General features: G+C 64.8%; 24 protein-coding genes and 1 riboswitch. Of the genes, 21 read left to right on the top strand and 3 right to left on the bottom strand.

The window, feature by feature from the left end:
* Position 1: 1 nt before the first annotated feature.
* A riboswitch (cyclic di-GMP riboswitch) is annotated at positions 2-75 on the top strand.
* Positions 76-275: 200 nt separating this feature from the next.
* The 19 genes from ACMPH2_RS01530 to rplX all read left to right on the top strand — a co-directional run bounded on the left by ACMPH2_RS01530 (position 276) and on the right by rplX (position 16640).
* On the top strand, positions 276-728 hold the full coding sequence (locus ACMPH2_RS01530) for a hypothetical protein (RefSeq protein ID WP_062531619.1): 453 nt from the start codon (positions 276-278) through the stop codon (positions 726-728).
* The gene (gene lepB, locus ACMPH2_RS01525; RefSeq protein ID WP_314639245.1) at positions 725-1387 is read left to right on the top strand and encodes a signal peptidase I; all 663 of its coding nucleotides are present in this window, start codon (positions 725-727) and stop codon (positions 1385-1387) included. Before ACMPH2_RS01530 ends, lepB begins: the two co-directional genes overlap by 4 nt.
* Before the next feature lie 204 nt (positions 1388-1591).
* Positions 1592-3121, top strand: a complete 1530-nt coding sequence (locus tag ACMPH2_RS01520) for an isopeptide-forming domain-containing fimbrial protein (RefSeq protein ID WP_417118422.1) — start codon at positions 1592-1594, stop codon at positions 3119-3121.
* Positions 3122-3234: 113 nt separating this feature from the next.
* Entirely contained in the window at positions 3235-4095 is an 861-nt protein-coding gene (locus tag ACMPH2_RS01515; RefSeq protein ID WP_062531621.1) for a class C sortase, read from the top strand.
* A complete protein-coding gene (locus ACMPH2_RS01510) occupies positions 4092-5096 on the top strand; it encodes a Cna B-type domain-containing protein (protein WP_062531622.1) in 1005 nt (334 codons plus the stop codon). Before ACMPH2_RS01515 ends, ACMPH2_RS01510 begins: the two co-directional genes overlap by 4 nt.
* 82 nt (positions 5097-5178) lie before the next feature.
* Positions 5179-5682: a hypothetical protein gene (locus ACMPH2_RS01505; RefSeq protein ID WP_417118421.1), complete on the top strand. Its 504-nt coding sequence runs from the start codon at positions 5179-5181 to the stop codon at positions 5680-5682.
* Positions 5683-5743: 61 nt separating this feature from the next.
* On the top strand, positions 5744-10594 hold the full coding sequence (locus ACMPH2_RS01500) for a SpaA isopeptide-forming pilin-related protein (RefSeq protein ID WP_417118420.1): 4851 nt from the start codon (positions 5744-5746) through the stop codon (positions 10592-10594).
* 379 nt (positions 10595-10973) lie between these two features.
* Positions 10974-11594: a 50S ribosomal protein L3 gene (gene rplC, locus ACMPH2_RS01495; RefSeq protein WP_417118419.1), complete on the top strand. Its 621-nt coding sequence runs from the start codon at positions 10974-10976 to the stop codon at positions 11592-11594.
* 43 nt (positions 11595-11637) lie between these two features.
* Positions 11638-12261: a 50S ribosomal protein L4 gene (rplD, locus tag ACMPH2_RS01490; protein WP_417118418.1), complete on the top strand. Its 624-nt coding sequence runs from the start codon at positions 11638-11640 to the stop codon at positions 12259-12261.
* Positions 12261-12566 (top strand): 50S ribosomal protein L23, encoded by a 306-nt coding sequence (gene rplW / locus ACMPH2_RS01485; RefSeq protein ID WP_009278412.1) that lies wholly within the window; start codon positions 12261-12263, stop codon positions 12564-12566. The genes rplD and rplW overlap by 1 nt, the downstream gene beginning before the upstream one ends.
* A 132-nt stretch (positions 12567-12698) precedes the next feature.
* Positions 12699-13535 carry a 50S ribosomal protein L2 gene (rplB, locus tag ACMPH2_RS01480; RefSeq protein ID WP_417118417.1) on the top strand — a complete coding sequence of 279 codons (837 nt, stop codon included), beginning with the start codon at positions 12699-12701 and terminating at the stop codon, positions 13533-13535.
* Between the two features lie 30 nt (positions 13536-13565).
* Entirely contained in the window at positions 13566-13823 is a 258-nt protein-coding gene (gene rpsS / locus ACMPH2_RS01475; RefSeq protein WP_009278414.1) for a 30S ribosomal protein S19, read from the top strand.
* A gap of 18 nt (positions 13824-13841) precedes the next feature.
* Entirely contained in the window at positions 13842-14204 is a 363-nt protein-coding gene (gene rplV / locus ACMPH2_RS01470; RefSeq protein WP_303132138.1) for a 50S ribosomal protein L22, read from the top strand.
* Positions 14205-14211: 7 nt separating this feature from the next.
* The gene (gene rpsC, locus ACMPH2_RS01465; protein WP_062531627.1) at positions 14212-14925 is read left to right on the top strand and encodes a 30S ribosomal protein S3; all 714 of its coding nucleotides are present in this window, start codon (positions 14212-14214) and stop codon (positions 14923-14925) included.
* A complete protein-coding gene (gene rplP, locus ACMPH2_RS01460) occupies positions 14925-15353 on the top strand; it encodes a 50S ribosomal protein L16 (RefSeq protein ID WP_062531628.1) in 429 nt (142 codons plus the stop codon). The genes rpsC and rplP overlap by 1 nt, the downstream gene beginning before the upstream one ends.
* On the top strand, positions 15354-15569 hold the full coding sequence (gene rpmC / locus ACMPH2_RS01455; protein ID WP_009278418.1) for a 50S ribosomal protein L29: 216 nt from the start codon (positions 15354-15356) through the stop codon (positions 15567-15569).
* Positions 15570-15588: 19 nt separating this feature from the next.
* A complete protein-coding gene (rpsQ, locus tag ACMPH2_RS01450) occupies positions 15589-15855 on the top strand; it encodes a 30S ribosomal protein S17 (protein WP_062531629.1) in 267 nt (88 codons plus the stop codon).
* An 84-nt stretch (positions 15856-15939) separates the two neighbouring features.
* Positions 15940-16308 (top strand): 50S ribosomal protein L14, encoded by a 369-nt coding sequence (gene rplN, locus ACMPH2_RS01445; RefSeq protein ID WP_009278420.1) that lies wholly within the window; start codon positions 15940-15942, stop codon positions 16306-16308.
* Positions 16309-16322: 14 nt separating this feature from the next.
* The gene (rplX, locus tag ACMPH2_RS01440) at positions 16323-16640 is read left to right on the top strand and encodes a 50S ribosomal protein L24 (RefSeq protein WP_399543647.1); all 318 of its coding nucleotides are present in this window, start codon (positions 16323-16325) and stop codon (positions 16638-16640) included.
* A 342-nt stretch (positions 16641-16982) separates the two neighbouring features.
* Here the strand turns inward: rplX and ACMPH2_RS01435 are convergent, their stop codons facing one another.
* The 3 genes from ACMPH2_RS01435 to ACMPH2_RS01425 all read right to left on the bottom strand — a co-directional run bounded on the left by ACMPH2_RS01435 (position 16983) and on the right by ACMPH2_RS01425 (position 22149).
* A complete protein-coding gene (locus ACMPH2_RS01435) occupies positions 16983-17813 on the bottom strand; it encodes a class I SAM-dependent methyltransferase (RefSeq protein ID WP_417118416.1) in 831 nt (276 codons plus the stop codon).
* 49 nt (positions 17814-17862) lie between these two features.
* Complete coding sequence (locus tag ACMPH2_RS01430) at positions 17863-20715, bottom strand: transglutaminase domain-containing protein (protein ID WP_417118415.1); 2853 nt, start codon at positions 20713-20715, stop codon at positions 17863-17865.
* Between the two features lie 111 nt (positions 20716-20826).
* A complete protein-coding gene (locus tag ACMPH2_RS01425) occupies positions 20827-22149 on the bottom strand; it encodes an alpha-L-fucosidase (protein ID WP_417118414.1) in 1323 nt (440 codons plus the stop codon).
* A gap of 304 nt (positions 22150-22453) precedes the next feature.
* On the opposite strand from ACMPH2_RS01425, the gene ACMPH2_RS01420 reads away from it, so the two are divergent.
* Positions 22454-24151, top strand: a complete 1698-nt coding sequence (locus ACMPH2_RS01420) for an ABC transporter substrate-binding protein (RefSeq protein WP_072499720.1) — start codon at positions 22454-22456, stop codon at positions 24149-24151.
* Between the two features lie 108 nt (positions 24152-24259).
* Positions 24260-25180 carry an ABC transporter permease gene (locus tag ACMPH2_RS01415; RefSeq protein ID WP_009278426.1) on the top strand — a complete coding sequence of 307 codons (921 nt, stop codon included), beginning with the start codon at positions 24260-24262 and terminating at the stop codon, positions 25178-25180.
* Positions 25181-25185: the final 5 nt, after the last annotated feature.

Here is a 25185-nt window from a genome sequence, read left to right as displayed (position 1 = left end):
ATTCTATGCGTGGCAAAGCTATCGAAAGGTAGCGACGCAAAGCTACAGGGCCTTAAATGGCAGCCAGCTGCATCCGTTCTCGCGCAGAGGGGAGGTGTCTGGCTGTTTCCTATTAGCGAAGAAACCAAGCGAATTCATGATGTCGCGCCGGGGTGTCGCGCCAGCAGGGGCGCGTCTGGCGTGGCGGCTTTCCTGGCGTGCGAGACAAGGCCACCTGCGGGGCCCGGCCCGCAGAGGTGACACACGCAAGCTCCAGTCGTGAGGGGTGTCGGGGCATGGGCGGCAACAGGTTCCAGAGGAACGGCGAGGCGGAGCGGTCGGCGCATGGACGCGCCGGCTCGCCCTCCCGCTGGCCGCTCGGCGGACGCCTTGGCAGGTTCGTGGGCATGTCCGCCCCCGAAGCCTCGCGCACCGAGCCCCAGGGGGTCGACCTCAGGGGCCTCAGCCGCCTGCAGCTGCTCCAGCTGCTCGAGGACGCCATGGAGGAGAACGAGCGCCTGCGCGGCCAGCTCGACGAGGCGCAGCGGAGGGTCAGGGAGTGCAGCGTCACGGCTGCCGACTCGGAGTCCCTGGCCGAGGCGTCGCTGAGGCTGGCGGGCATGTTCGAGGACGCCCAGCGTGCCATAGACATCTACAAGCGCAGCATCGGGATGCCCCTTTCCGGGGAAGGCGCCACCGGCGGCGTGGAGCCCCGGTCGGGTGAGGCGGGGACGGAGGTGCGGCGATGACGACGAGTCGGGACGGCGCCTCCGGCGTCCCCAAAGGCCCGTCCGCGTCCCCGAGGCGCGCCGCGCACCTGCGCGAGACGCCCGCCGTAGCCGTCCTGCCGACGACGGACCAGGTCAGGCGGGAGTACGAGCGCGTGCGGCGCCAGCACGGCAGGGGCCGCGCGGCCAAGAACGCCGTCGCGGTCCTGGGCATCGTGTTCGCCGCATCTGTCCTGGGATCGCTGCTCGTGTTCCCCCTCTTCAGGATTTACGGCGACTCGATGGTGCCGACGCTCTCCGAGGGCGACGTCGTGCTGGCCACCAAGGGCGGTGACATCGGGACGGGGGACCTCGTCGCCTTCAGCTACAACAACAAGTCCTTGGTCAAGCGGGTGATCGCAGGTCCCGGAGACTGGGTTGACATCGACGAGGCCGGCAACGTGAGCGTCAACGGCCAGCCCATGGACGAGCCCTACCTCCAGGCGGGCGCCAAGAGCAAGGGCCAGTGCGACATCGCGCTTCCCTACCAGGTGCCCGAGGGGAGGTACTTCGTCATGGGCGACCACCGCAGCGTGTCGGTGGACTCCCGCACGTCCCAGGTGGGCTGCATCTCCGCCGACCAGGTGGAGGGCAGGTTGGCCCTGCGCGTGTGGCCCCCCTCGGGGCTCGGGTCCCTGTGACGAGGGCCCGAACGGGGGTGGACCGCGACCGGCGGCTGGATGGAAGAGGCCATGGAAGAGGCATGGGAGGTGGAGTCGGATGAGGGGTGCACGGGGTCATGGGCCTTAGCTTGACAAGGTACGCGACCGGGTCCCTGGGAGCCCACCAAGGTTCGGGGCATGCCGAGCGCATGCGGCAAGTGGAAAGAGAGAAGGAAGGTACGAATGAGAAAACTGAGAAAGAGGCTCGCGGGGGTCTTCGTCGCGGTCGCCGCGGTCGTGATGGCGCTCGCGTTGGTCCCTGCCTCCGCGTTCGCTGACGCGACGACTCCCCACACCGTCACGGTGAGCGAGCCCAGCGGCCAGGTCGACACGCACTCCTACGAGGCCTACCAGGTGTTCACGGGTACGTATGACAGTGCGAGCAAGCAGCTGCAGAACATCACGTGGGGCTCCGGCGTGAACGGCGACGCCCTGCTCGCCGCCCTGAAGGCCGACCCCGTCATCGGCTCCAAGTTCGCCGACGCAACCGACGCCGTGACCGCGGCGGCGGCCATGAGCGGCATCACCGACAAGTCCACCGACGCCGAGGCGCTGGCAAAGGTCATCGCGGCCAACCTGTCCACGACAAAGTTCGCCTCCGACAATGGCAGCATTGACGTCGTCGGCGACGGCTACTATTTCATCAAGGACGTCACCGAGTCGCTGACCAGCGACACGTACTCCAAGTACATGCTGCAGGTGGTGGGCGACACGGCAGTGACCGCCAAGGACACCACCACGACCTCCAAGAAGGAGGTCAAGGACACGAACGACACCACCGGGACGACCTCCGAGTGGCAGAACACGGCTGACTACGACATCGGCGATGCCGTGCCGTTCAAGCTGACCGGCACCGTCGCCTCCGACTACGCCAGCTACACGCAGCCGTACTACTTCGCGTTCCACGACACGTACAACAAGAGCCAGCTGGGCGACCCCCAGAGCGTCGTCGTGAAGATCGACGGCACTGAGGTCGACTCCAGCGCGTACTCCGTCAACGTCACCCCCACCGGCTTCGACGTCGTCTTCAGCGACCTCAAGCAGACCGCTGCCCACGCCGGCTCCACGGTGACGGTCGAGTACACCTCCGAGCTGCTCACCGGTGCCAACATCGGCTCTGCGGGCAACGTCAACTCCAGCAACATCGAGTTCTCCAACGACTCCAACAACGATCAGCATCACGGCAAGACGCCCGAGGACACCGTCATCGTGTTCACGTACAAGGTCGTCGTGAACAAGGTCAACGAGGCCAGCCAGCCGCTTGCCGGCGCCGGCTTCACCCTGTACAAGAAGGACGCCCAGGGCGCCTACAACAAGGTCAAGGAGATCGTCGCGGGCGCTGGCACGACCTTCGAGTTCAAGGGCCTGGATGATGGCGACTACAAGCTCGAGGAGACCACCGTCCCGTCTGGCTACAACAAGCTCGCGGACGTCGAGTTCAGCGTCACCTCCGTCAAGGATGACGCGGGCAAGACGCTGACCAGCATCAACGGCGTTGCCACTACGGGCCAGGTCGATCTTGGCACCCAGAAGGCGACCGTCGACAAGGACGCTGGCTCCATCACCACCACCGTGGTGAACAAGTCCGGCTCCACGCTGCCCTCCACGGGCGGGATGGGCACCACCGTCCTCTATGTGGCGGGCATCGTGCTCGTGGTCGCCGCCGGCGTCGGCTTTGCCGTCCGCCGTCGCAACAACGGGCTCGAGGGATAGGCGGGGCGCGTCCCCCCATGACTTCGGCGGGGTGGGGTACCCCCCACCCCGCGCGAGGGGCTTCTTGGCAAGGTGTTCGGGCAAGGCGGAGCGGGCAGGTCGGTCAGACGCACATGAAGAAGAGGATTCCAGAGACACTCCTCGCGCTTGTCCTCGTGGTCGGCGTCGGCCTGCTGCTCTATCCCAGCGTGGGCGACTGGTGGAACGGCATGCACCAGTCGCAGGCCATCGCGACGTACGAGGAGGCCGTGAGGGGCAACTCCGCAGAGAGGAACCAGGAGCTGTGGGATGCCGCCGTCTCCTATAACGAGGGGCTCTCGCACGGGAAGGACCGGTTCCGCCTCAGCGACGAGGAGCGCGCCGAGTACGAGGGCCTCCTCGACGTCACGGGCACGGGAATCATGGGCTATATCAAGATTCCCAGGATAGGAGTGAACCTGCCCATCTACCACGGTACCGATGACACCATCCTGCAAGTTGCCATCGGACACATTCCGGGCTCCTCGCTTCCTGTTGGTGGGGAGGGCACGCACACCGTGATCTCCGGCCACCGTGGACTTCCGTCGGCGCGTTTGTTTACAGACATAGACCAACTCGAGGAGGGTGACCTGTTCACGTTGCACGTGGTGGATCAGACGCTGACCTACCAGGTGGACCAGATCAGGACTGTCCTACCCGACCAGTTGGAAGACCTTGCAATTGATGATGGACAGGACTACTGCACGCTCGTTACATGCACTCCCTATGGGGTCAACACCCATCGGCTGCTCGTACGTGGGCATAGGGTGCCCAATGAGTCGGTCACGGACGTCACCGCTGACGCAGAGCGCATTGACCCGCTGCTCGTCGCCACGGTATTTTCGGTAGCGGTGATCGGGGTGGTCTCGGTCGTGGGCCTCGTACGGAACCGGTCGCTTGCGCGGGGTACTCGGAGCGCGGGGCGGGCAGATAGGAAAGGAAGGGCAGAAAGTTGAAGGACGACATCATGCGCAGGCACGAGGTGCGTGGGCTTCGTGCGCTTGCCCTTCTATTTTTGGCCTGTGTCGTGGGGCTCTTGCTGCCTGCGCGGACATATGCGGCTGGGGTGGTCGATACCGATGCGTCATGCACCATCACGCTGAGCGATTGCAAGGCGGAAGGACAGAGGTTCACGGCGTATCGCGTGGCGTCCATGGGTGCCGACGGCAAGCTTTCTGCGGTTCCCGCATTGGCAGAGGCAGTCTCTGCATCAGGTTATGACCCCGCAGACCTCACGGACGAGACAAGCGCAGCAACTCTGGAGGCCATTGCCCAGACATATAGCGGCTATGTTGTCGCTGGCGCATCTGGCTTCGAGAGCGCAAGTGCGGTAGCGGCGTCCGGCAGTGCCAGCTTGACCGGCCTGAAGCCGGGCATGTATCTCATCATTGCTGACACCACGACAGTTGACGGAACGACGTATATCTCGAAACCGTACCTGATAAGCGTTCCGGCAATGAAAGCGGATGGCACTTATGCATACGCGCGCACCGTCAGAGCTGACAAGGTGGACAAGGTGTCAGTTGAGCACTTCGAGAATAAGGTAATAAAGCTGTGGAAGGGAGACTCCCGCGGAACGCGTCCGTCATCAGTCACTGTCCAAATCTTCGATGGAACACGTCTCTATAACACCGTGGAGCTCAATTCCAGCAACGACTGGTCCTACGCCTGGGAGGGCAAGGGCGATTGGTCCGTTCGCGAGGTCACCGATACGCTTGGCGGGTACACCTGCTCCATCAGCTCCTCGGCAACGGTATCACGCAGTGATGATGGGTCCGTCAGAACGTCGACCTTCATGGTCACTAACAGCCACACGCCAACCACGCCCAAGGGTCCGGGCAAGCTTCCCAAGACGGGAGACCCGCTCAACCTCCCCTTGGTCGGGGGGATTCTGCTCGTTGGCCTGACCTGCATCGTTGTGGGTGTGTACAAGAGGCGTGATGGGGATGGTTCCTAATATGGCGCCTGTTCGGAGGACTGGCGGCCGCCACATTCCCTGGACGCGCGTTGGGGTCACTTTGCTGGCCCTGGCAGGAGCCGTGCTAGCCGCGTCGTTCATGGCAAGGCAGGCCGGGGCACGGAAGAGCGCAGAACTATGCTCTGGCATCCTGAGTGAGCTTGAAAAGCCAGGTGGGGGTGACGCATCCGGGATAGTCACGGGAAAGGATCAGGACCACGAGCTGCCCGCCCGGGAGTTGCTGGGAATGGATGTCATCGGGCGACTGTCTGCGAGGGCTGTAGGGCTTGACGTGCCAGTGGGTGCGGTGGGAAGCGACGCGAGTCTCGTGCCATGCCAGGTCGGCAGTCGTGATGGAGAGCTGGTCGTTTGCGGGTCCTCCTATCAAGGTGGCATTGGGCGAATAGGTGGTCTCGGCGATGGTGATGCGGTTACCTTTACCGGGGTAGATGGTCTTGTTAGGACGTACGAGGTGGCAAGCTCGGGCACGACGAAGTCTGACTTTGACGACGACTTCGACTTGCTCATGTACTACGAGGGTGCGTTTGGCGAGAGGCATTGGGTGGGTTGCTCCGAGACCTCTTAGCGAGGGAGAAGTCTCGGAGAAATCCACGCGGTGGAGCCAGTTGGATGGGTTGGAGCTGACTATGAGCACGCTACTAGACAACGTGACGACCATGCTAAGGGACAATCGTGGGCGTCGTGCATGGCGCTGGGTCGTCGGGGTGATGGCGTCCGTTGTCGTTGCCGTTTCCTGCTTTGTCCTGATGAACCCCGCGATGGCCCTGACGGGCGGCACGACCCTCTCGTCAGCCATTACCAGGGACTCGGCGCTCTTCTACAGGGCCGTCGGCGGAGGGGAGGACGCGTGGGCCAAGACGGACGGGTCGGATGCGCTGGACGGGAACTCCGACCTCAGGCTGCGCCTTGCTTTCGAGTTGCCGGAGGGCGCCCTCAAGGATGGTGCCGCGCTCCAGTACAAGCTGCCCGACGACGTGTCGCTTGATACGAGTTCTGCGGCATATGACAAGATTCCCGTCTATGCAGCGGATACCGTCTCGAAGGGGGACGAGACGGATGCGGTTGTCATCGGCTCTGCAAACGTGAAAGACGGCGTTCTGACGATAGAGTTCGACGCCGCGAGTGTCACCAAGAACGTCGGAAGGGACGCGACCGATGCGGAGGCTGCTGTTACCGCAGCGAGGCTGGGTGCCTTCGTGGACCTCGACTTTGGCTTCAGCGCGCTCAGGACAGATGCGGACGGACTTGCGCACGTGCGGCTCAACGACGTCGTCTCTCTTGACGTCAAGAAGGCATCTGTCCCCACCACGCAGCTCGACCAGGTGGTAGGGGCGGGGGCTGCAAGTGACGTCGCGCCCTCAGTTGCAGACAACGGGATTGGTGGCGACTCCGATTCCGCGACATCGGCGCCCAGCCGCGTGACCAAGGCACCCCGCCGAGACTCCGGCAACGGCCTCGGCACGGACCTCACCCCGTACATCACGGGGGACACGAGGGTCGAGAAGCTCGTGAACGGCACCTGGACGCCCGCCACCCAGTTCAGTGACGGTGACAGCGTGAGGGTGGCGCTGAGCTACAACATCCCGGCCGGCGTGGTGACCGAGGCGAACCGAACGATCAGCTACCAGCTGCCCAATGGGCTGAAGCCCGACTCCGTCCAGAGCGGCCGCGTCACCTCTGGCGGCAAGGAGGTCGGTGACTACACCATCGACACCAACGGCAAGGTGACCATCACGTACGACCAGGCCTTTGCTCAGGGCGGTGGCGCCGTTCAGGGCACCCTCAACTTCCACGGGACGGTCTCCAACACGAGCGGGGGATCCTCCGGCACCATCGACTTCGGCGGTGACAGCAGCCCCATCACCGTCGTCACGCCCGCGCAGGACTCCCACGACATCACCACCAAGAAGACGGGCTCCTTCGCCAATAACGACCGCACCAAGGCGAGTTACACGGTCACCGTCACCACCAACAAGGGCACAGGTGAGCCCGTCTCCGTCACGGACAAGTGGGACAAGTGGAACAGTACGTCCGGCGTCACCTACTCGTACGACCAGAGCTCGCTCAAGGTCGTGAAGGTCAGTGCGAACGGCGGGGAGACGACGCTGATCCAGGGCTCCTGGAACCCCTACAACTACAACGTGTCGTGGACTGGCGGGAGCGACCCACAGTTCACGGTCTCCAACCTGCCGGCACTGGGCGCCGGCGAGAAGTACGTCATCACCTATGCGACCGACATCGGCGGTGCCACGAGCGAGGCGGGAAAGGTCGCCAACTCCGCGGGCTCCACGAGCGGCCCACACAACTCTTGGGACTGGCACAGCATTGAGTGGACCAAGGACATCAGAAAATACGCCACCACGTACGACAAGAATACTGGCAAGGTACAGTGGCGCATCAAGGTGAACCCCAACCACAAGGACATTTCGGGATGGCGTGTTGTCGACAGCCTTCCGTATCCTATGACGGGCGGATTTATGGTTTGGAGCGACGAGAGCGACTACACGGCCGAGGGCGGAGGGGCCGGAGGCACATACATCGACTTCACCTTCCCGTCCAACCTGACCGACGCGCAGAAGACGGCAAGCTATTACATCGACTTCTGGGCGGAGGTTCCCTCCACCAACGGCCAGATAAGCAACACGGCATACCTGTACCCGCCCGATGGCAACAATCAGAGCGATACGGGTACTGTGGACGTGCAACATCGCACCTGGGACGTGAGCAAGTCCTTTGGGGGCGAGACCGAGAAGGACGGCGGCCTCTACCGCAACACGTGGAGCACCAACGTGACGGTTCCCGAGGGGAGCCTTTCGACGTTCGAGTACGTGGACACCATCGAGAACGCCCAGGACGGCGATGGCAGCGACCTGGGGCCTGACAGCCACTACGCCCTTGCCGCCGACCTGGAGGCGAGTCTGGTGGACCACCTCTCCCTGAACGTGGACGGCTACAACTCCTACCTGTACAAGGGCGCCGGCCAGAAGACCTACTGGAACTCCTACTACGAGAGCGAGCGCGAATACACCGACAAGCTGAAGATCTCCGTCACCTACTACGACGCGAACGGCAACGAGGTCCCCGCCACCGACACCACGACGCACGTCAAGAGCTTCAAGGTGACGGTCACGCCCGCCGCCGGGCAGAGCATCACGGCCCAAAACCTCAAGATCGACAGCTACGTCACCTACACCGACGCCTCGAGCGCCGCTGAGGGCACCACCTGGGTCATCAAGAACAAGGGTGAGTGCCAGGGCAAGGTCTCGGAGGCCACGCACGAGCACAAGACGCCGAAGAAGTTTGACAAGCAGGTCTACACGGGGCACAAGACGGCGAGCGGGACCGACGCGTACTCCAGCGGGGACGCGACCGTGGACTACGATGACGTAAACGGCATCCTCACTTACCGGCTCCTGCTCAACACCACCAAGGCGGACGAGGGGAACATCGTCATCGACGATGACCTGCCGTCTGGCCAGACGCTTGACGAGAGCTCCATCACGGCGGTGTTCAGGGACAGTGCCGACGGTGGTGGCGAATACTCGGATAACGGCGGATGGGGTGACCAGAAGAGCGACCTCAACGGCAACCAGAAGCTTTCATACACGACGTCGACAAACGCCGATGGCACCACCCACCTCCAGATAAAGATTCCCAACTACAAGTACTTCAACTCCAGGACGCTGATAGCGGTGACCTACAAGGTCTCCCTTGCTGACGACCCAACGTGGAAAGATCCCAAGAACGCCAGCAAGACCTACACCAACACGGCAGACTGGAATGGGCACTCCTCCACGACCAACACCAAGGTCACGCACGATGTGAAGAACATCAGCAAGACGGGCGAGCAGCTGGACAAGGACGGCAATCCCGTCAAGACCGATGCTGCCGGCAACCCAACGGTCGCACCTTCGGGCACCATCAGGTACTACGTTGACATCAATCCCAAGGCGGATGACCTTGACCCCAGCTCTGACACGCTGGAGCTCACCGACCAGCTGAGCAACGCCGGAAGCTACAACCCCGTGCTGGACATCTCGAAGGTCAGGCTCTATGCGTACGACAGCTCGGCAGAGCACCATCTGGGGGCAGAGATTGACAGCAGCCGCTATACCCTGCAGTACGACGTTGCCACCAGCAAGATAACGGTGTCTGTCCCCGACAGCCTCGCCTGCGTGCTCACGTATGAGTACACCCTCGATCAGACCTTTGGCGGCAACACGAAGGTCGACAACAAAGCGTCGCTCAACGGCAAGTGGTCGGCCGAGCAGAATACGGTGCTGAAAGAGTCCAGCTCCTCTGCCACGGCCGTGAAGAAGGCAATAAGCATCTACAAGGTCGACAGCGACAACTATAAGAAGGTTCTATCAGGCACTGAGTTCAAGCTGGAGTACTGGCAGAATGGGGGCTGGGTAACCAAGGACGAAACCCTGACAGTCGATCAGGATGGCAAGATCAGGTGGGACCTCGCGGTTGCGCAGCCGCCACTCACGACCAACACGCTCTATCGCCTTTCGGAGACAAAGGCGCTGCCCGGTTACAAGCTCGACACCACGCCCCACTACTTCATCTGGATGGACAACGGCAATAACGCCAACTCCTCGTACAATGCTTCCGGCGCGGCCAGTGCTAACGTGCAGCAGAGTCAGGTGACGATCTTCAGGAACGTTGGCGGCATCATGTACATCCCCAACACCTACACACGTGTCACTGCCAAAAAGGTGTGGGCAAACGCGAGTGGTGCACCGGTAAGCGCGCCGGAGGGTGCGAGCGTGCAGGTCCAGCTCTATCGGCAGATACAGACTGCAGATCCTAGCGACAGCTGCACGATCAACATCGTAAGTAAGGGCAACGAGACGAATCCGGGCTATAAGCCGGAGACGCACCTCCAGGAGACCGTCAAGAAGGGCACTTCTGTCACGCTTGGTATGGGGAATGTCTACAACGGCATGACCCTTGACGTGTACGTCAACGGTGCGCTCGCAAGGTCCGTGACCGTTGATCCAAACGGCCATATTAGCCCGCCCATTGTGATTGATAACATCACGAGTGACACCGAGGTGGTGGTCCAGAATACGCATGACGAGAACAATCCCGTGGCGAAGATAGCCGATTACACGAAGCCCAACAACACCCTCACCAACAAAGAGGCGGTGGGGGACCCCGTTACCCTCAACGCCAACAACCAGTGGACCCACGACTGGGATGGCCTCGAGCCAGGCGACTCCACGGGCCATGCCTACTACTACACCATTGAGGAGGTTGGTGCGCCCAACGGCTACACTGTCTCGTACTCCAATAACGGTGGCATCAAGACTGGCACCATCACGGTGACGAACTCCTCGTCTGGCTTCGTTCTTCCCAAGACTGGCGGGGTGGGGACGGTGGCCGTGAGGCTCGTCGGTGCGTCCGCGGCAGTCCTTGCGCTCGCCGGGCTTGCCCTTGTTGGCACCCGTCGAAAGCAGGTTGCCAGATAGCTGCGCCTTCCATCGAAGGCTTTGCGCGCGGCTCCGTTGGATGTCCTTGGCCAACGGAGCCGCGGTCCGAAAGACGTCCTCCATCTTCTCGCCCGCACCTCTAAGGTTCGCCTTGGCATAGATACGCCCGACACAGTGGGTGACGAAGCACCAGCTAGGAGCTTCAAAAACTTCTGCGAAGAGATTGTGAAAGGCGTCCCGTGCATGTAAACTGGTCAAGCTGCCGATTTTGTGGGGAAGTTCTGTCCATAGCGCACAGGGCAAAGCCGCAGTTGAGGTGGCAGACGACAGCTGTGGTCCGCTGGGGAAGTGGCGCCGGATGCGCCATGAGGGGGCTTGCCCCCACAGGTCCCATGACCACCGAGGGTAAGGAAAGAGCATGGTCAGTACGATCCTTGGCCGCAAGATCGGGATGACTCAGGTGTGGGATGAAGACGACAACGTCGTCCCCGTCACCGTCATCCTGGCAGGCCCCTGCACCGTCTCGCAGGTGAAGACGAAGGCGACCGACGGCTACGATGCCGTCCAGATTGGCTTCGGAGACATCACGCCCAAGCACGTCAACAAGCCCATGGCCGGCCACTTCAAGGCCCATGGCGTGGAGCCCATGCGCTACCTGCGCGAGGTCCGCGTCGAGAACGGCGAGGAGCACAGCTGCGGCGACCAGGTCACCGTCGCGGACTTCGCCGACGTCAAGGCGGTCGACGTCATCGGCACCTCCAAGGGCAAGGGTTTCCAGGGCACCATCAAGCGTTGGAACTTCTCCCGTGGTCCCATGGCCCACGGCTCGCGCAACCAGCGCAAGCCCGGCTCCATCGGCCAGTGCGCCTATCCCGCGCGCGTCCGCAAGGGCCTGCACATGGCTGGCCACATGGGCAACGAGCGCGTGACCGTCAAGAACCTCAAGCTCGTCCGCGTTGACGCCGAGCAGAACCTCCTGCTGGTCAAGGGCGCCGTCCCTGGCGGCAAGAACGGTCTCGTCCAGGTCCGCATGGCCTAAAGGGCCGAGGTAAGAAGAGCCCTAAGGCTAACAAGGAGGACAAATGTCCAGCATTGAAGTCAAGAACGTTGAGGGGAAGGCGGCCGGCACGGTCGAGCTCTCCGACAACGTGTTCGGCATCGAGCCGAACGTCCCCGTGATGCACCAGGTCGTGGTGGCCTACGAGGCGTCCCTGCGCCAGGGCACCCACTCCACCAAGAACCGCTCCGCCGTCTCCGGCGGCGGCGTCAAGCCCTTCCGCCAGAAGGGCACCGGCCGCGCCCGTCAGGGCACCATCCGCGCCCCGCAGTTCACCGGCGGCGGCGTCGTCTTCGGGCCCAACCCCCACTCCCACGCCCTGCGTGCGAACAACAAGGAGAAGAAGCTTGCCATGCGCTCCGCGCTCTCCAGCAAGCTCGCCGACTCCGAGCTGTTCGTGATCGACGAGCTCTCCCTTGAGCCCAAGACCAAGCAGGCCAAGGCCGTCCTCGTCGCCCTGGGCCTCGAGGGCAAGCGCGTCACCATCGTCGTTCCCGACGATGACGTCAACACCTACCTGGCCTTCCGCAACCTGCCCAAGGTCACCATCATCGCCTCCTGCGAGGCCAACACCCGCAACCTGCTAGACAACGCGGCCCTCGTGATGTCTACTGCGGTTGCCAAGCAGCTCGAGGAGGTGCTCGCGTAATGAACTCTGCCTACGAGGTCATCATCCGCCCGGTCGTCTCCGAGCGTTCCTTCGACCTGATGTCGAACAACAAGTACACCTTCGAGGTTGCCCGCAACGCTCCCAAGGAGGAGATCAGGGCCGCCGTCGAGAAGCTGTTCGGCGTTCACGTCCTCAAGGTGAACACGCTTTGGGTCCGTCCCAAGAACAAGCGCGTCCGCTACGTCACCGGCAAGACCCGCACCTGGAAGAAGGCTGTCGTCACCATCGCCGATGGTGAGCAGATCGAGATCTTCTCCAACCAGCAGGCCGCTGCCGAGGAGTAGGTAATCCGCCCGCGCCTCCTCCGGGAGGCCGGGCTGTCATGCCGCGCAGGATGGATACGCGCGGTACCGTGGTAATCCGGTGTCGCCCCCTTATTCCCGAGAGGGTCGGCCAACGGACAGAAAGGGAAAGCAATGGCAGTCAAGCACCTCAAGCCCACGAGCGCAGGCAGGCGCTGGCAGACGATCTCTGACTTCAAGGAGATCACCGCCACCAAGCCCGAGAAGTCGCTTCTCGAGCCCCTGCCCAAGAAGGCGGGCCGCAACAACAACGGCCGCATCACCACCCGTCACCAGGGTGGCGGCGCAAAGCGCCAGTACCGCAGGATCGACTTCAAGCGTCGCATGGACGACGTGCCGGCCAAGGTCGCCACGATCGAGTACGACCCCAACCGCTCCTCTCGCATCGCCCTGCTCCACTACGTGAACGGCGCCAAGGCCTACATCCTGGCTCCCGAGGGTCTTCACGTGGGCGACGTGGTCCTCTCTGGCGAGAAGGACGTCGACATCAAGCCCGGTAACTGCATGCCGCTCTCGCAGATCCCCGTCGGCACCCTGGTCCACGCCGTCGAGTTCCAGCCCGGCAAGGGCGCCGCGATGGCTCGTGCCGCCGGCACCTCCGTGCAGCTGATGGGCAAGGACAACGGCTACGCCGTCCTTCGCATGCCCTCCTCCGAGCTCCGTCGCGTGCTCCTCACCTGCCGTGCCACCATCGGCGAGGTGGGCAACGCCGAGCACGGCAACATCGTCATTGGCAAGGCCGGCCGCCAGCGCTGGCGTGGCGTCCGTCCCACCGTCCGCGGCACGGTCATGAACCCCGTCGACCACCCGCACGGCGGCGGCGAGGGCAAGAACCACACCTCCGGACGTCCCTCCGTCACCCCCTGGGGCAAGCCGACCAAGGGCAAGAAGACGCGCGACCCGAAGAAGGCGTCGAACCGCCTCATCATCCGTCGTCGTCGCTCGAAGTAGTCGGAACACGAGTATTAGGAGATCCCAAGAATGAGCAGAAGTCTCAAGAAGGGCCCGTTTGTGGAGACTCGCCTCCTTGCGCGTGTCACCGCTATGAACGAGGCTGGCAAGAAGGAGGTCGTGAAGACCTGGTCGCGCTCCTCCACCATCTTCCCCGAGATGGTCGGGCACACGATTGCTGTCCACGACGGCCGCAAGCACGTCCCCGTGTACATCACCGAGTCCATGGTTGGTCACAAGCTGGGCGAGTTCTCGCCCACCCGCACCTTCCGCGGCCACAAGGCTTAACAGGGGGCATGAAGAACAATGGCTAAGAACAACGCTGCAAACGAGGTCTCGGCTACTGCGAAGTACGTCCGCATGGCCCCTCGCAAGGTCCGCATGATCGTCGACCAGGTGCGCGGCAAGTCCGTGGAGAAGGCCCTCGAGACCCTCCAGTTCAGCACCCGCGCCGCCGCCGAGCCGGTCGCCAAGGTCCTGCGCTCCGCCGTCGCCAACGCCGAGAACAACAACGGCATGCGCGCTGACGGCCTCGTGGTCAAGTACGCCTACGTCGACGAGGGTCCCACGCTCAAGCGTATCCGTCCTCGCGCCAAGGGCTCCGCATCCCGCATCAACAAGCGCACGAGCCACATCACCGTCGTCGTCGCACCTGGAAAGGAGGCGTAGGGAAAGCATGGGACAGAAGGTTCAGCCTACCGGCTTCCGCCTCGGCATCACCGAGGAGTGGCGTTCCCGTTGGTACGCCGATAAGAAGGACTACGCCAAGAGCCTTGGCAACGACCTCGAGATTCGCAAGTTCCTCGAGAAGCGTCTTGCCTCCGCCGCCCTCGCCCGCGTCGACATCGAGCGCGCCGGCGACAAGGTGAAGGTCATCATCTACTCCGCACGCCCCGGCATCGTCATCGGCAAGAAGGGCGCCGAGATTGACGCCCTCCGCGGCGAGCTCGAGAAGATCGCCGGCGTGACCAAGGGCAACATCAACGTCGACGTCATCGAGATCAAGCGTCCCGAGCTCGACGCCCAGCTGGTTGCCCAGTCCATCGCCGAGCAGCTCGAGGGCCGCATCGCCTTCCGTCGTGCCATGCGCAAGGCGGTCCAGTCCGCCCGCAAGGCCGGCGCCAAGGGCATCCGCATCCAGTGCTCCGGCCGCCTCAACGGCGCCGAGATGGGCCGTCGCGAGTGGTACCGCGAGGGTCGCGTGCCCCTGCACACCCTGCGCGCCAAGATCGCCTTCGGCGAGGCTACCGCCCGCACCACCATGGGCGCCTGTGGCGTGAAGGTTTGGATCTACCTCGGCGAGCAGCTTCCCGGCCAGCCTGCGCTCAACCCCGCACTCGAGGGCAGCAGCCGTCCTCGCCGTTCCCGTAACGAGAGGAGGGGCCGTTAATGCTCGCACCTAAGCGCGTCCTTCACCGCAAGGTCCAGCGTGGCTCCATGAAGGGCCAGGCCAAGGGCAACACCAAGCTCTACTTTGGCGAGTGGGGCCTGCAGGCCCTCGAGGCCCACTGGATCACCAACCGTCAGATCGAGGCCGCTCGTATCGCCATGACGCGCCAGATGAAGCGTGGTGGCAAGGTCTGGATCACCATCTTCCCCGACAAGCCCATCACCAAGAAGCCCGCCGAGACCCGCATGGGCTCTGGCAAGGGCAACCCCGAGGAGTGGGTGGCCGTCGTCAAGCCCGGACGCATCATGTTCGAGATCGCCGGCGTCGAGGAGTCCGTCGCCAAGGAGGCCCTGCGCCTCGCCCAGCACAAGCTCCCCATCAAGACCAAGATCATCGCCCGCGCCGACCAGGACGGGGAGGCTAAGTAAATGAAGTACAAGGACATCCGTGAGCTCAGCGACGAGGAGCTTGCCCAGAAGCTCGAGGACGGCAGGGCCGAGCTCTTCAACCTCCGCTTCCAGATGGCGACCAGCCAGCTGGACAACACCGCCCGCGTTACCACGGTCAAGCGCGACATCGCTCGCGTCCAGACCGAGATTCGCGCACGCCAGATCGCAGCGGAAAACGCCGCTGCGCAGAACTAGATCGCAGGAGAAACAGGAAATGGCAGATACCGAAAGCAGGAACGCGCGCAAGGTCCGCACCGGTGAGGTCATCTCGATCTCCGGCGACAAGACCGTCACCGTTCAGGTCACGTACCGCAAGCACCACCCCAAGTACGGCAAGATGATGACGATCCACAAGAAGCTCCACGCCCACGACGAGAAGAACGAGTGTGGCCTGGGCGACACCGTCACTGTCATGGAGACCCGTCCCATGTCCAAGACCAAGCGCTGGCGCGTGACCCAGATCGTCGAGCGCGCCAAGTAACGACCTATACAACCCATTCCCAGCCATGTGCGGCGCACGCGAGGCCGCACCTCTGGCAGGGGTGAGCGTTCGGAGGAACAAGCAATGATTCAGATGGAGACCATGCTCAACGTCGCTGACAACAGCGGCGCCAAGCGTGTGAAGTGCATCAAGGTACTTGGTGGCTCCAAGCGTCGTTACGCCGGCCTTGCAGACGTCATCATGTGCGCCGTCCAGGAGGCCACCCCTGGCGGATCCGTCAAGAAGGGCGACGTCGTCCGCTGCGTCGTCGTGCGCACGGTCAAGGAGACCCGCCGCAAGGACGGCAGCTACATCAAGTTTGACCAGAATGCCTGCGTCCTAGTCAACAAGGACGGCGAGCCCAAGGGCACCCGCATCTTCGGGCCCGTCGCCCGCGAGCTGCGCGACCACAAGTACATGAAGATCGTCTCGCTCGCGCCTGAGACGCTGTAGGGAGTGAGTAGCAGATGGCAAAGATGAAGATCAAGAAGGGCGACCAGGTCGAGGTCCTGTCCGGCAAGGACAAGGGCAAGCGCGGCGAGGTCATCAAGGCCATGCCTGCCGAGGGCAAGGTCGTCGTCCGTGGTGTCGCCATGGTCAAGAAGGCCCAGCGTCCGACCCAGCAGGGCCAGCAGGGCGGCATCGTGGAGAGGGAGGCGGCCATCGACGTCTCCAACGTCGCGATCGTCGACCCCCAGACCGACAAGCCCACCCGCGTTGGCTATCGCTTCAACGAGGACGGCAAGAAGGTCCGCTTCGCCAAGAAGTCCGGCGCCGAGCTCTAAGGCAACGGACCTGCTGCGCTTCGTCGCAGTGGCACCGAGCTAGTTAAGTGGCACCCTCGACCCTGGTGGCCGGGGGTGCCTTTGTGTGTCTTGGCCGAGCAGGGCTTGCGTTTGTCGGTAGTCGAACAGCTGAGAAGTACCGACAAGCTGAGCCTGTGAAGTCATTCTCGTCTGGAAGCGAGCGATTGTCGGTAGTTTTGCTGGTGAGAAGTACCGACAAACTGGGTCCGTGAAGTCATTCTCGCCTGGAAGCGAGCGATTGTCGGTAGTTTGGCGGATGAGAAGTACCGACAAACGTTGGCCCGACGGCAAGGCCGAGGGTAGGGGCTCGATAGCCCAGGCCTACTGCGGGGGCACGATCACGTCGTAGCGGACTGCCTTGCCGGTGATGCTGTAGCTGGGCTTCTTTTCCGCGAGCTGTGGACCCTTGGGCGGTCGCTTGATGACGACCTTCCGGGGACGTGCGCCAAGCGCCGCCTCCAGCAGTTCATCCTCGTCCATGGCGGGTGCCTCGAGCCGGTGGATGAGCTGGAACTTCTTCTTTACCAGGGCGCTCTTCTGCCGTGCAGGGAACATCGGGTCGAGGAACACCACGTCCGGACGTGTCCTCTCCTCCGCGAGCGAGAGGAGCGCCTGCGTGCTGTCCCCGCAGTGCAGGCGCATGCGGGCGACGACCGGCGCGAGCTCGGGGTGCCCTGACGCCCTGCGCAGCGCGTCCCGCAGCAGCTCGCAGATCACCGGGTCGCGCTCGTAGAGGTCGACCTCGAACCCTGCGGTAGCCAGGAGCAGGGAGTCCTCTCCCAGGCCGGCGGTGGCGTCGATGGCGCGCGGGCGTTCGACACCCTTGACGCGCGCCGCCTTGACGAGCAGCTCCCGCGACAGGGCATGAGGCCTGAGACGTAGGATGAGCCGGGTGAAGTCGCCCTGCGTCCTGAGCCCGTCCCCACAGAGCCAGAGCCCGCCCTCGTCCATGAGCAGGCAGATGCCCTGGCTCGAGTCATCGGGCACGCCAGCGCGGAGCTCCGACCCCAGGCGAGAGGAGACCTCCTTCGCCGCAGCCCGCTGGGCCTCGCCTGCGTAGTGGACGGGAGGGGCGGGTGCCAGTGGCGCGGCCGGCGATGCACAGGACTGCCTGCGGCTCTCGTCTGCCGCCCGTCGCGTATCCCGTGGCATCGTCGACCTCCCTTCTTGCACAGACGTGCGGACCGGCTTGGCGGAACAGCTAGGCCAGCTGCGCCAGACGCAGGGCGAGGGCCACGCTGCCCACGTTGTAGCCCCCCACCGCATAGAGCCCGCGGAAGGCGGCGCCCGTGCTGCTGGCTCGGTTGGCGCTCATCTCTCCACCCGCAGCCTCCTCGTCGCACAGCTTCACCAGGAGCATGAGGGGTAGCTTCTCTGGGTTGGCGTACATGCGGCGGGCAAGGCGCTCCGGCAGTTCGTCGAAGTCGTCGAAGAGCACGAGCGCGGAGCCCAGCGACTCCAGCGTGCGCATGAGCGTGGGGTCGTCGTAGTCCTTGGGGCTCCGGCACACGAAGAGCAGGCCCAGTCCGGCCTCCCGAACCTGGTCGGCCTGCTCGCGCAGCTCGTTGAGCAGATGCTCGGTGGGCTCCTCCGCCTCCCCCAGGAAGGCGACGATGCCCGCCTTGCCTGCGCCGGTGCGCCGCAGTGCGTCGCTGGCGCAGGCGGCAGATCCGTCCGCGGCATGCAGCTCGAGCTCGGGCAGGGGAATGTCCTGCAGCATATCGGAGGCCTCGGGCACGCGCGTGCGCAGCGGCAGCTCGAGTTCGCCCTCGCCTTCTCCGAGGCGGAATATCGCCTCGGAGGCCTGCTGGCTCCCGTTGGGAAGGCGGGTGGTGCTCACGAGGCGCCAGGTTCCCAGCGGAAGCTCGAGCTCCAGTCCGCCCTCGTCAGCATTGGAGCCCCAGAGCTCGAGGGAGGGGAAGCCCACGGACTTCTGGCCTCCGCGCTCGGTGTAGGGCTGGAGCCTGCCTAGGGTCCAGTCGACGAAGCAGGACTTGGTGCCTTCCGAGGCAAGCAGGCGCACCTTGCGGGAGCTGGGACGAGGGGGCTCCTGCACAGGCACGAAGCGACCGCCCTCGAAGAGCTCCGGAGCCAGCGACTCGGGGTTCACGCGGGCGGGGAGGCCCAGGCAGCGGCAGAGCGCCACGAAGAGCGTGGCGCGCGTGACGGGGGAGGCGTGGCGGCCGCGCAGCGCGCCGACGGGACCTCCCGCGAGCTTTGCCAGGTCCTGGTGCTCGTCGAAGCCGACGTTGCGCGTGAGCCAGTCCCAGACGGCGCGCGGGTCGTCCTGCATGGACGCAAGCTCGCTCAGGTCGAGCTCGTCTCGGAGCCAGGCCTGCAGGGGAGCCCTCCAGGGCGTCAGGTGCTCCAGGCTCACGCGGGGACAGAGCACGTCGCGCTCGTAGATCCCCTGCGCCTCGTCAGGTCCCATGCCCTGTGCCGCCAGATATGCCAGTGTGCGCTCGCGGACGACGCGGGCTCCCTGGAGCTGCTCCTCGAGGACATCGGCCCTGAGGTCGCGGAAGTCCTTGTCAGACAGGGTGGAGAGAAGCGCGATGCGGTCGGCCTCGAGCGTGCCCGCGGCACTGCGTGCTCCACCTCCCGTGGCGCCGCCGCTTGCCGAGTCGCCCGCGAGGAAGCGCGCGACCTCGCCCGCGTTGCCGAAGGCAAGGCGCATGAAACGCTCGACGAGCTCGCGGTCCTCCTGCGACGCACGCGCCGTCAGGTCCTCCGCCAGCCGCGCGCCCTCGGCGAGGAAGCCCGCCACGCGCTTGCGGCGCAGCTCGTCCATCTGGGCCTTGCGTGCGCGCCCGCGCTCGAGCTGCTCGGCCGTGGGGTGGCGGGAGGGGGCGGGATGGTCCTCCGGGGCGCGCACGTCCACGTCGCACCAGCTCAGGGCATCGCCGCTGGTCACGGCGCAGGGCCACTGCCAGCTGCCAGGCTCGGGCCGGTAGCTGCCGTCAGATCCGCCCGCGGCATCTGTGCCGGCGCCGGCGCCCCTCTCGCCCAGGACGAAGTCGAGCTCGGAGAGCTCCGCCGTGTCGACGGTGCGCCAGGCCATGCGGCCGCCCGAGCTCACGCGCACGCGCAGGCAGCCCAGGCCCACGCTCACTCCCGCCTGTCCTGCGGCATCGGTCACCAGGCAGGTCGCGGGGGCCCACTGTGCGGAGTTCAGGATCTCGAGGCAGACGGTCGCCCCCTCAACCGGATTGCCGCCCTCGTCCGCGACGTGCACCGCGAGTCGCACCGTCCTCGTGTAGGAGGGCGTCACGCCGATCAGGTGGGTGCAGCCGTTGCGTCCGGCGTCCTCCCCGCCCAGCTGGTCGAGGGCGAAGTCGGAATAGACCGTCGTGCCCATCATGAGGGCGCGTCCCGCCGCGTTGGTGAACCACCCGCGGTCGAGCACCTCCTCGGGCTCGCAGGCGCCCAGGTAGTGCCAACCGCCGTCGGCGTAGGCCTCGACCCATGCATGGTTGTCGTCACAGTGCGCCCACCAGGGGGTGTAGATCTGGCGCGCGGGGATGCCCACGCTGCGCAGGGCGCTCACCAGGAAGGTCGACTCCTCCCCGCAGCGGCCGTCCCCGCTTGCCAGCACGGCGAGCGGCCCCAGGGTACGGCCGTCCGACGCCTGGTAGGTGGCCATCTGGGCACACCAGTAGTTGATCTCGAGCACGGCCTCACGCTCGTTGAGCCCCGTGACGCGCTCGTGCAGCTCACTCCAGAGCGGGGGGCGGCAGTCGGTGAGGGGCTCGTTGTTGACGCGGGGACAGAGCACGAAGTGCACGAAGAGGGGCTCGGGCAGCTCGCGGGTCCAGCCCAGGCTGCGCCGCAGCATGAGGGAGTGACGCACGTAGGAGACGAGGACTCCCGGCTCGACGTCGAGGACGTCGGAGAGGGGCAGCGTGCCGAAGAGGTAGCGCAGGAGGCAGACCTCGTCCTCGTCGGCGCTGGCGTCCACGGTCGCGGTGGCACGGGCGCGGGTGACGTCGTCGAGCAGGGCGAGACGCCCCTCGAAGCGGTCGCGCGCGTAGTCCTGGAGTTCCTTGCCGAGCATGAGGCTCCTCTCGCCTGGGTGTGTGGGTGGTTGTGTGTGGGTGGTTCGTGGCTTGGGTTGCGGATCGGACGGGCCGGCGTCGCGGCCGGCTCCCGCGACGTGACGGGCAGGCTACTCGTCCAAAACGAGCTCCAGCACGGTGTCCAGGGGGTCGGAGAGCTCCGTGGCATCCCCGAGGTCAGCAAACGCCACGTCGGCGTAGTCGCTGTGGGTCCAGCTGGACGAGAGCGGCACCTCGCTGCCGTCGGCGAGCATCCTCAGGGAGCGGATGCGTCCCTTGGGCACGCCCAAAAGCGGCACGGGGCCCACATGGGGCTCGTGCAGGTGCAGGTAGTAATGGTTGCCCCTGCGCGTCACGCGTCCCTGGTCGAAGCGAGCAAGGTCGACGCCACCTCCTTCGGCGCTGCCGCAGCCATAGACGCTCGCGCCGTTCTCTCCCATCCAGCGGCCCAGCTCGCGCAGACGCTCCATCGACGCGCGGGGGATGCGTCCGCGCGCGTCGGGACCCACGTTGAGTATGAGGTTGCCGCCCTTCGACACACACTCCACGAGCGAGCGCACCAGCGTGCGCGGTGACTTCCAGTTGTCGTCGCGGGCGGTGTAGCCCCAGCTGTCGTTCATGGTCAGGCAGGACTCCCAGGCCAGGGGGCGACCCTCGGCGTCCGTGAGCCGCCAGGGCGGGATGATGCGCTCCGGCGTCACGAAGTCGCCGTGGTAGGGGGTGGGCGCGCATTCGGCAAGGGAGCCCATGCCCTCGCCGCTCACCTCGAGGCGGTTGTTCACGATCACGTCGGGCTGGAGCTCGCGCACCATGCGCATGAGCTCGGTGGCGCCCCAGCGCTCGCCGCGCATGTCGTCGTACGCGAAGTCGAACCACAGCAGGTCGAGCCTGCCGTAGTTGCTGCAGAGCTCCCTCACCTGGGCGTGCATGAAGCGCAGGTAGCGCCCCCAGTCGCGACCCTCGTTGCCGCATTCGGGATGGTTGCGCAGCGGTGCCTGGCGGTCGCCGTACTGCGGGAAGTCCGGGTGGTGCCAGTCTATGAGCGAGAAGTACAGCCCCACCCTCAGGCCCTCGGCGCGCACGGCCTCGACGAACTCGGCCACGACGTCGCGGCCGAGCGGTGCGTGCACGGAGCTGTAGTCGGTCTGTGCCGTGTCGAAGAGGCAGAAGCCGTCGTGGTGTTTTGCGGTCATGACCACGTAGCGCATGCCCGCCTCGCGCGCGGCGCGGGCCCAGGCGCGCGCGTCGAGCTCGCGAGGGTCAAACTCGTCGAAGTAGGGCAGGTAGGAGGCGTCGTCCATCTCCTCCGTGCTGCGCACCCACTCGCCGCGCGCGGGGATGGCGTAGAGGCCCCAGTGTATGAACATGCCGAAGCGGTCGTGGAGCCACCATGCCATGCGCCTGTCGTAGCGCTCCCTGTCGAACTCGTACAACCGTGCTCCCCTCGTCACGTGCATCATCACGCTTGGCGAAAACCTCTCCCCTCCGGCGGGTTGCCGTTGGGCGAACTGTTGCCAAGCGAAGCCGGTTCCGAGTATGAATCTATATGAGTCATGAGGGGGCAGTGCCGCATGGGTCCGTCGCCCAGAAGGCGAAAGTTCCCGGAGAGCGCGCAGAGGTTCGTCTCCCCTCGGTCATCTTGCACGGCCCCGCTTCGCGACCGCGGACGGGGACAGGTCAGGAGGGGCCCGTCCCGTCGGGGTGGGCCGGGCGCGTCGTCCACAAGGAGGAAGTCGCATGCTTCAGAATCACGAGGTTTCCGCTTCGGAGAAGGGAATGAGCCGTCGTTCGTTCCTGGGCTATGGCGCCATCGGCGCCGGCCTGCTGGGCGCTTCCCTTGCCGGCTGCGGCAAGAAGGGGAGCGATGCCACCACGCCCGTCGAGTCCGGCTCCGATACTGCCGCCGCGGAGGTCGACGCTGACGGCTTCGTCGTCAAGGCCACCAAGACCGACGGCAAGTCCGCGGACAACGACCTCGTGATCGCCATCGAGGGCACCATCCAGAACCTCCACCCCATGAACTGGTCGGACGGCAACTCGGGCAACGTCTGCTACTACATGTACGAGACCATGGTCGCCCACGACGAGGACTACAACTTCGTTCCCATGCTGGCCGAGAGCTGGGACGTCTCGGACGACGCCCTCACCTACACCTTCCACCTGCGCAGCGGCGTCACTTTCAGCGACGGCACGCCCTTCGACTCCTCGGTGGTCGTCACCAACTACAATGAGGCGGTGAAGAAGGAGAACGGCTGGCGTCGCCGCCGCACCTTCGTGCAGACCCTGGACGACGGGAGCGAGAACTACCGCGTGTCCAAGGTCGAGGCGCCCGACGCCAACACGGTGGTCTTCACCCTTGCCGCCCCGTACTCGCCCTTCATGAACAGCATCTCGCAGTTCTACCTCATCAACCCCACCGCTGCCGTGGACCCCAACTACAACTACCTGGCACAGTCTGCCGGCACCGGTGCCTTCACGCTCAAGGAGTGGGTCAACGGCGACCACACCACCGTGGTGCCCAATCCCACGTACTGGGGAGAGAGGCCCTCGGTCGACTCCGTGACCTTCCGCGAGGTGCCCGAGGCCGGCGCGCGCATCGCCATGCTCCAGACCGGCGAGGCCGACTTCGTATACCCCACCCCGTCCGACCAGATCGCCACCATCAAGTCCGCCGGCGACATCAACCTCAAAGCACAGAAGTCCACCACCATGCGCTACGTCACGCTCAACACCAACGTGAAGGAGCTCTCTGACGTGCGCGTGCGCCAGGCCATGAACTACGCCTTCGACCAGAAGGCGTACGCCGAGGTCCTCTATTCCGGCTTCGCGGACCCCGCGACCTCCGTCCTGCCCGAGAAGCTCCACTCCTACGAGGCGCAGACGCCCTACGACGTGGACCTCGACAAGGCCAAGTCCCTCCTCAAGGAGGCCGGCTACCCCGACGGCTTCAAGCTCACCCTCTGGGGCGACAACTCCACGCAGGAGACCAAGGGCATGACCTTCGTCATGCAGCAGATGGCCCAGATTGGCATCACCGTGGACGTCCAGCCCATGGAGCCCGCCACCGTGGCCGACAAGACGGCCCTCCCCGCCGACGAGACCGAGCTCCAGATGTGGTACGTCAACTGGTCCCAGAACGACGCCGACGGCTTCCTGCGCTCGCTGCTCTCCAGCGGCATGGTGCCCCCCACGGGCTACAACACCGCCTTCTGGAAGGACGACGAGTTCGACGCCAACCTGGAGAAGGGCAACGCCGCACCGACCCAGGACGAGCAGGACAAGTACTACCGCGAGTGCCAGAAGATCGCCTGGGAGAACTGCCCCTGGCTCTTCCTCGCCACGGACGACTCGCTCTTCTCGTACAAGGAGTACCTCAAGGGCGTCCGCATGATCCCCATGGGCATCGACGCCACCCACGCGACGCTCGAGCGCTAGCGCGGGCGCGGGGCCGGGCGCGTCCCGGCTCACACGTCAGGAAACGGATCGGGCTTGCCGGCCCCCGAAGGCCGGCAAGCCCTTTTGGAGCAAATGAGGAGGCGGAAGATGGGGCGCTACTTCCTGAAGCGCATGCTTTCGATGATCCCCCTGTTCTTCGTCATCTCGATCGTCGTGTTCCTGTTCATCCACCTGATCCCGGGTGACGCGGCACGCATGATCGCCGGCAAGAACGCGACGGGCGGGGATATAGAGCTCATCCGCCAGCAGCTCGGCCTGGACAAGCCCCTGCTCCGGCAGTACCTGGACTACATGGGTGGCCTCTTCACCGGAAACCTGGGGATGTCGTACAAGAACAGCCAGACCGTCTGGTCGCTGCTCGTCCCGCGCTTCCCCATAACCATCTACCTCACCATCTGCTCGATCACCTGGTCGGCGCTCATCGGCATCTTCCTGGGCGTCGTGTCTGCCATCAATCGTGGCAAGGCCCTGGACCTCGTGGGCATGGTCGTGGCCATCTCGGGCCTCTCCATCCCCAGCTTCTGGCTGGGCCTCGAGCTCATGCAGCTCTTCTCCGTCGCCCTGGGGTGGCTTCCCACAGGCGGCGTGGACGACTGGCGCGGCTACATCATGCCGTCGCTGGCAATGGGCGCCGGCATCATGGCCATCCTGGCGCGCGTCACCCGCTCCTCGATGATCGAGAACCTGGGCAAGGACTACATCCGCACCGCCCGCGCCAAGGGCCTGCCCGAGTCCAAGGTCATCATGCGCCATGCCTTCAAGAACTCCTCCATCGACGTGGTCACGGTGGCCGCCCTGCAGATCGGCGCCCTCATCGCGGGCTCCGTGGTCATCGAGACCGTCTTCTCGATCCCGGGGATGGGACGCCTCCTGGTCGACTCGATCAACTACCGCGACTACCAGGTGGTGCAGGCGCTCATCATGTTCTTCTCGCTCGAGTACATGGTCATCAACCTCTTGGCGGACGTGCTGTACGGGGTCATCAACCCCCGCGTCCGCTTCGACTAGGAGGA

Source organism: Olsenella phocaeensis, from assembly GCF_048189965.1.
GTDB classification, from domain to species: domain Bacteria; phylum Actinomycetota; class Coriobacteriia; order Coriobacteriales; family Atopobiaceae; genus Olsenella_I; species Olsenella_I phocaeensis.
The sequence above is the reverse complement of the archived record's forward strand: the minus strand, read 5'-3'. Positions and strand labels throughout refer to the sequence as shown.